At 67.0% G+C, this 6,788-nt stretch carries 7 protein-coding genes and 1 pseudogene; 6 read left to right on the plus strand and 2 right to left on the minus strand.

Annotation, left to right across the window (positions count from 1 at the left end):
- Positions 1-1,078: DNA polymerase III subunit beta (gene dnaN, locus VFR64_03000; protein HET9488713.1), on the minus strand; the 1,078-nt coding region annotated here is incomplete at its 3' end.
- A gap of 161 nt (positions 1,079-1,239) precedes the next feature.
- Positions 1,240-2,571 carry a chromosomal replication initiator protein DnaA gene (gene dnaA / locus VFR64_03005; GenBank protein ID HET9488714.1) on the minus strand — a complete coding sequence of 444 codons (1,332 nt, stop codon included), beginning with the start codon at positions 2,569-2,571 and terminating at the stop codon, positions 1,240-1,242.
- A gap of 223 nt (positions 2,572-2,794) precedes the next feature.
- Here dnaA and rpmH point away from each other — a divergent pair, with 223 nt between their 5' ends.
- The 6 genes and pseudogenes from rpmH to VFR64_03035 all read left to right on the plus strand — a co-directional run.
- Entirely contained in the window at positions 2,795-2,929 is a 135-nt protein-coding gene (gene rpmH, locus VFR64_03010) for a 50S ribosomal protein L34 (GenBank protein ID HET9488715.1), read from the plus strand.
- Between the two features lie 20 nt (positions 2,930-2,949).
- Positions 2,950-3,279 (plus strand): annotated as a pseudogene (rnpA, locus tag VFR64_03015) (ribonuclease P protein component).
- A complete protein-coding gene (yidD, locus tag VFR64_03020) occupies positions 3,276-3,500 on the plus strand; it encodes a membrane protein insertion efficiency factor YidD (protein ID HET9488716.1) in 225 nt (74 codons plus the stop codon). Before rnpA ends, yidD begins: the two are co-directional and overlap by 4 nt.
- Positions 3,500-5,176, plus strand: coding sequence for a membrane protein insertase YidC (yidC, locus tag VFR64_03025; protein ID HET9488717.1), 1,677 nt, complete (start codon positions 3,500-3,502; stop codon positions 5,174-5,176). The genes yidD and yidC overlap by 1 nt, the downstream gene beginning before the upstream one ends.
- Before the next feature lie 53 nt (positions 5,177-5,229).
- Positions 5,230-5,817 (plus strand): 16S rRNA (guanine(527)-N(7))-methyltransferase RsmG, encoded by a 588-nt coding sequence (gene rsmG, locus VFR64_03030; protein HET9488718.1) that lies wholly within the window; start codon positions 5,230-5,232, stop codon positions 5,815-5,817.
- Positions 5,818-6,341: 524 nt separating this feature from the next.
- The coding region (locus tag VFR64_03035; protein ID HET9488719.1) for an AAA family ATPase at positions 6,342-6,788 on the plus strand (447 nt) is incomplete at its 3' end.

Here is a 6,788-nt window from a genome sequence, read left to right on the forward strand (position 1 = left end):
TTATAACACAGCAGTAGTCGTCACCGGCGGCGCTTTTCAGCACGCCGGGGCTCAATGGGTCCTTGAACTCGAGCACCACGTCGTCGTGCTCCAGCGGCGCCAGCGCGTCCTGCACATAGCGAGAATTGAAGCCGATCGTGAGCTCGGCACCGCTGTACTCGACCTCCAACGTCTCCTCAGCCTCGCCGAGATCGTGACTCGCCGCCGATAGCGTGAGCGAGCGCGGGGCGAACACGAACCGCACCGGCTTGTTGCGTTCCTCGGCCATCACGGACACGCGCCGCAGCGCACTGGTCAGGACGGTGCGCTTGAGGGTCAGGCGCCCGGGGTGGCTGCGCGGAACAACAGCCTCCCAGTTCGGGAACTGGCCCTCGATGAGGCGAGCGGTCATCACGAAGTTCGGCATCTGCATCACGAACTGGTTCTCGGTGATGGCGAGCTGGACGTCCTCGCTGCTCCCCAGGACCCGCATGATCTCGGTGACCGCCTTCCGCGGGACGATGCCGCTCACGCCGCTGAGCCCCTGCCCGACACTCCGGGTGGCCACGGCCAGGCGATGGCCGTCGGTCGCCACGAATCGCGCCTCCTTGGGCTGGAGCAGGAACAGCACGCCATTGAGGGCGAAACGACTCTCGTCGTGCGAGATGGCGAAGCTGGTCTGGGCCAGCATGTCGCGGAGCGTCTTGGCCTCCATCCTGAGCCAGGCCGGCGGCGCTGCCGGCACCACGGCGGGAAAGTCCGCCGGTGGCATGCCCACCAGACGGAAATTGACGCCCGCGCACCGGATCGTCACCGCCGGCGTGTCCGCCACCTTGAGGGCCAGACTCGCGGCCGGCAACTCCTTGACGATCTCCGCCAGCTTGCGCGCCGAGACCGTGATGGCGCCCGGACTGGCTACCCGCGCGGGGACGGCCACCCGTCCGGCGACCTCCAGGTCGGTCGCCGTGAGGCGCACTGTCTCGCCGTCGGCCTCGAGCAGGACGTTGGCCAGGATGGGCAGCGTCTGTCTCGGCTCGACGATGTTCTGCACCATCTGCAGGCCCTTGAGGAACGCATCACGATCCAGCACGACTTCCATGCAGTTTCTCCATGGTCAGGAAGATAAGGACAAAACCGTAGTCGAAGGCGTCGTAGAACGGTGTGGACAGCACGGTCTGCCTGGAACGACCGCTCCGGTGAGCGGTTGCGGCACAGGCACGCTGGGGATAAAGCAGTGGCCGATCGGGGACGGCCGGTGGATCACAGCTGGATCCCCTGGATAAGCCCGTCGATCGTCTTGCGCAGTTTGGGATCCTCCTGGATGAGAGCCTGGATCTTGTCCACCGCGTGCAGGACGGTCGTATGGTCCTTGCCGCCGAAGGAGCGCCCGATCTCGGCCAGGGAGGCGTGCGTGAGATGCCGCGACAGATACATCGCCACCTGTCGCGGAAAAGCCACGGCTCTGGTGCGGGTCTTGGCTTTGAGGTCCGAGATCTTCACGCCGAAGTAGTCGGACACTTTCCGCTGGACCTGCTCGATGGTGATGATCCGCTCTTCCTCGCCCCAGAGGTCGGCCAGGACCTCCTGGGCCAGCTCCACGCTCATCTCACGGCCGGTCAGCGCGCAGAAGGCGATCATGCGGGTCAGCGAGCCCTCGAGCTCGCGGATGTTGGACTTGATGCGCCCGGCGATGAGGTAGGCGACGTCGTCGCTCAGGCGCACCCGCTCCACCGCGGCCTTCTTCTTGAGGATGGCCACGCGGGTCTCGAAATCCGGCGGCTGGATGTCCGCGATGAGGCCCCACTCGAAGCGCGAGCGCAGGCGCTCCTCGATCTCGGGGATATCCTTGGGCGAGCAATCGCTGGACACGATGATCTGCTTGCGTGATTCGTAGAGGTCGTTGAAGGTATGGAAGAACTCCTCCTGGGTCCGCTCCTTGCCGGAAATGAACTGGATGTCGTCGATGAGGAGCAGATCGATGTTGCGGTAGCGGGCCCGAAACTCGGCCGTCCGATCGTAGCGGATGGCGTTGATCAGCTCGTTGGTGAAGCGCTCGGAGGACAGGTAGACCACGCTCATGCCCGGGAACAGGCGAAGGACCTGGTGGCCCACGGCGTGGAGCAGGTGGGTCTTGCCCAGACCCACGCCGCCATAGATGAAGAGCGGGTTATAGGCGCGGGAGGGCAACTCGGCCACGGCCTGGCAGGCCGCTCCCGCGAACTGGTTGGAGGAGCCGACAACGAAGGTATCGAAGGTGTAGCGCGGATTCAGCCCTTCGCTGCGACTCGAGGGAGGCGCGGCCGCCGCCGGCGGAACAGCCGGCTCGGGCGGCGGCGAATCATCCACGACGATGGAGATCCGGGGATGCCCGCCGACGCACTCCTGGGCGACGGTCTGTAGCGTGTCCAGGTGGTGCTGGGCGAGCCAGTCGCGCGAGAACCGGTTCGGGGCGCCGATCCTCAGATGGTCCCCCTCGACCGCCAGCAGCCGGCACGGGCGAATCCATGAGTCCAGCACGGTGGGGGGGAGGCGGCGTCCTGCTGACTCGAGCATCCGCGTCCAAAGACTCTCTAACACAGGCTGGAACTCCACTTACGCACACGCTTATCCACACGTGTGGATAACTGCGCGTGGGCCTGAGGTGTGCTCACATGGGCTCGGACCAACAACCAGACGCTAAACCCGCCACTGAGTTTGGGATGGCGCGCACCTTAGCACAGGCAAAAAACAGGTCGCAAGTGGCTCCACAAGTTGACTTGCCGAATCGCGATGACTAGACTACCTCGGCTTAGGGCCGGAAAGGGGAAACGCGTCCATGAAGCGGACGTTTCAGCCCAATCAGCGCCGCCGGAAGAAGACCCACGGCTTTCGGGCGCGCATGAAGACCAAGGGCGGACGGAAAGTGCTCAAGCGCCGCCGGGCCAAGGGGCGCAGACGGCTGACCGTCTAACGGGCCGATTCCCTCGCAGCGAGCGGTTGACCAGCAGCGCCGAGATCCAGGCGCTTTTCCAGCAAGGCAAGCGAATCGAAACGCCATCACTCATCGTGCTCTGGCGCGACACGGACACGCCGTGCCGCGCCGGATTCGCCGTGACGCGGCAGATCCGCGGCTCGGTGCGACGCAACCGGGCCCGCCGGCGGCTGCGCGAGGCTTTCCGGGCGGCGCGGGGAGCGACACCGCCGCGCGCGGCCCTGATGGTGGTGGGCAAGCGCGGGGCCCTCGACGCTCCGCTTGGCGATCTCACCGAGCAACTCCGGCGGGCGCTCGCCGCCCTCCCCGGGCCGCGAGGCGGCCGGTGAGCGCGGGGGCCCGCCTCGCGGTCCAGGCCATCACGGCCTACCAGCGCGTGCTGTCTCCCATGCTGGGCAGCCACTGCCGCTTCGCCCCGAGCTGCTCGGAATACGCCCGCCTGGCCGTGCTTCGCCACGGAGCGATCCGCGGGACCGCGCTGGCGCTGGGCCGGCTGCTCCGCTGTCATCCGTTTCATCCCGGTGGGTACGACCCGCCTCCGGCGCGGTGATGGAAAAGCGCGCGGCCCTGGCCTTCGGCCTCAGCATCCTGCTGCTCCTAGCGTACCTATGGGTGATGGAGACGTATTTCACGCCACCTCAGCCCACGGCGCCGGTGACGAGCGCGCCCGAGCCGCCTGCCCCGCCGCCCCCTCGGCCCGTCACGCCGCCGCCCCCGCCCGTGGTGCCCGAGCGCGGCGCCACGGCCTCGCGGCCGCCTCAGCGCACCGCGGTCGTCGCCGGACCGCTGTACCGGGGGGTGGTGAGCAGCGAGGGCGGAAAGGCGCAGGAGTGGACCCTGCACTACCGTGGCGAGAAGCCGATGGTCATCCTGGGCGAGCTCGGGCCCCGCGGCCTGGTGATCGGCGCCGACCTCGCGACCGCCGAGCCGCTGGCCATGACGCTGGCGCCATCCGCCCTCGAGCTCGGCCCCACGAAGCCAGAGGCTGAGCTGGCCCTGCGCGGCGAGCTCGGTGGCCTGCAGATCCGCGAGACCCTCCGGTTCAACGCCAGTCGATACGCCATCGACACGCACATCCGGGTCGAGAACACGACCGCCTCTCCCCAGGCGATCGTCCTCGCCCTGCCCTGGCAATTCCGCCGCGACGACAAGACGCCGCCCGAGAAGTTCCCGGGGCAGCTCCCGACCGAGGTGGTCTGGGGGTCACGCGGCCGGACAGAACGGATCGAAGATCTCACCGCCGTCGGGCGCCACGAAGCGGAAGGAGCCTGGGTGGCGATGGGCAGCACGTGGTACCTGGCCGCGTTCATTCCCCAGAGCCCGGGGTTCACGCTCGTCATCGAGGGAGACAGGCCCGAGGCTGAGACGAAGGACACGAACGCCTACCGGGTGATGATCGGCGTGCGAGCGGCGCCGACCATCGCCCCGGGACAGGCCTGGGAGGGGCGCGTCGTCGTCTACGTGGGGCCCAAGGAGTACGATCGCCTCGCCGCGCTCGGCCTGGAAGACTCCATCAATTTCGGCGGCTTTCCACTGCCCCAGCGCTACGGCGGCCTGCCGATGGCCTGGATCGGGGTGCCGATCCTCAGGCTGATGAACTGGCTCTACGGGTTCGTCGGCAACTATGGCGTGGTGATCATCCTGCTCACCGTCGTCTCGAAGGTGCTCTTCTATCCGCTCACCGTGAAGAGCCTCAAGTCGATGAAGGCCATGCAGGCGCTGCAGCCGCAGATCAACGCTCTGCGCAGCAAGCACCGCAACGATCCGCGCAAGCTGCAGGAAGAGACGATGGGCCTCTACCGGAAGCACCGCGTCAATCCGATGGGCGGGTGCCTGCCGATGATTGCCCAGATTCCGATCTTCTACGCCCTCTACCTGGCGCTGTCCGTGTCGGTCGAGCTCCAGAACGCGCCGTTTCTCTGCTTCGGGCGCCTGTTCGGCGTCGACCTGTGGATCTGTGACCTGGCCGTCCACGACCCGACGTATGTCCTGCCGATCCTCATGGGCGCGTCGATGTTCGTTCAGCAGAAGATGACGCCGACCATGGGGGATCCACGCCAGGCGCGCATGATGCTCATCATGCCCTTCATCTTCACCTTCATGTTCCTGAACCTGCCGTCGGGCCTGGTCCTGTACTGGTTCGTGTCGAACGTGCTCCAGATCCTGCAGCAGAAATTGATGGAACGATCGGGCCGCGCCGCCGCCAAGGAGAGCGCGAAAGCCTGAGTCGCCTCGACCCGGCTGAGCTGCCGCGGACGTTCGACCGCGGATTCGAGGCCATCCTCGGGCGCACGCCAAGCACCGGCGAGCGCCAGCAGCTCTCCAAGTATCTGAAACTTTTGATTGAGTGGAGCTCGGTCCACCGCCTGATCGGGTCGACGGACCCCGAGTGGATCGCCGAGCACCTGCTGCTGGACAGCCTTCTGTTCCTCCGCGTGGTGCCTCATGAGGCCGGATCCATCCTGGACTTCGGCGCAGGGGCCGGACTGCCCGGCATCCCGATCGCGGTCGTCCGGCCAGACGCACGTGTCACGCTGCTCGAGGGGCGCCGGCGGCGAGCGTCGTTCCTGGCGACGTGCGTTCGGGAGCTCGGGCTGACCGGGGCGCGCGTCGTTGCCGCCAGGGCCGAGGACGTGGCGTCCGAGCTGGCGGGCAGCTTCGATGTGGTGGTGATGCGGTGCGCGGGCAGGCTCGACGAGATCCTGCCCGTGGCGGCACAGTTCGCCAGGAGCGAAGGCGGCCTGGTCGTGGCGGCCGGCCCTCCCAGAGAAACGCCCATCAGGATCGGGCAGTGGCTCGAGGTCGCCGGAGTCCGAGAAGGAACGACTCGGCGATTCGCCGTCCTCAGGCGGCAGCACCCCGGGTAGTGTTCGTCGTGGAACATGGGGGCCCGGGCCCTGTGTTGGTCGTGGAACGGGGCGCGTCGAGCCCCGGCCCCTGTGCGAATGGGGCGCGTCGGCACTCCGCGATTGCAGCTTGCGTAGTGAAACGAGAGCGCGAGCGTTCGTCGTGGAACATAGGAAGAGCGGCGAGCGGCGGCCCCATTCGGCTCCCCTAGCGCGAGACCACCAACTAACGCGGGACGAAGACCTGACGCGGGCCACCAAGCCGTAAAGCCCTGGCGCGAAGTCCACCGACACTGACGAAGATCCACCAAGCTCGACCTTGGGGGTCGCCAGACGTACCGCGCCTGAGGGACAAGCGCGCTGGGCCACCGGACTGCCAGGGGCCGCAACCAAACGGCCCAGAGGCACCGAGCTAGTCACCTGACGAGCAATGTTTGTCGTGGAACATTGGCAGTGCGGAAAAATCTTGATCGGTTCGCCGGCTGCCTGATATTGGCTCATTTGACCGATATGGCGAGAAGCGAGGTGACCTGATCGCCAGAACCATAGCGGTAGTGAACCAGAAGGGTGGCGTGGGGAAGACCACGACCGCCATCAACCTGGCCACAGGCCTGGCTCTCGCCGAGCGTCCCACCCTGCTCGTCGACCTCGATCCGCAGGGCAATGCCACCACTGGCCTCGGTGTTGGAAAGCCCGGCCTTTACCCCACGGTCTATCATGTGCTCCTCGCCAACCAGCCTGCCGACAAGGCGGTCCTCAACACGGCGCTCCCGGCCCTCTACCTGCTCCCGTCCGACATTGACCTGGTCGGAGCCGAGATCGAGCTGGTCGGCCTGGAACGGCGAGAGCACCGCCTTCGCGACGCCCTTGCAAGCCTGACCTGGCGCTGGCAGTACACGCTGATCGATTGCCCCCCCTCGCTGGGGCTCCTGACCATCAACGCGCTCGCGGCTGCCGATCGCGTCCTCGTCCCGCTGCAGTGTGAGTTCTAC

This window comes from Candidatus Methylomirabilota bacterium (assembly GCA_035709005.1).
GTDB lineage: Bacteria > Methylomirabilota > Methylomirabilia > Rokubacteriales > CSP1-6 > 40CM-4-69-5.

Bases quoted from the DNA above. Each gene is read 5' to 3' on its own strand.
- yidC (HET9488717.1), top strand. From the start codon at position 3,500: ATGGAAAAGCGCGCGGCCCTGGCCTTCGGCCTCAGCATCCTGCTGCTC.
- rpmH (HET9488715.1), top strand. From the start codon at position 2,795: ATGAAGCGGACGTTTCAGCCCAATCAGCGCCGCCGGAAGAAGACCCAC.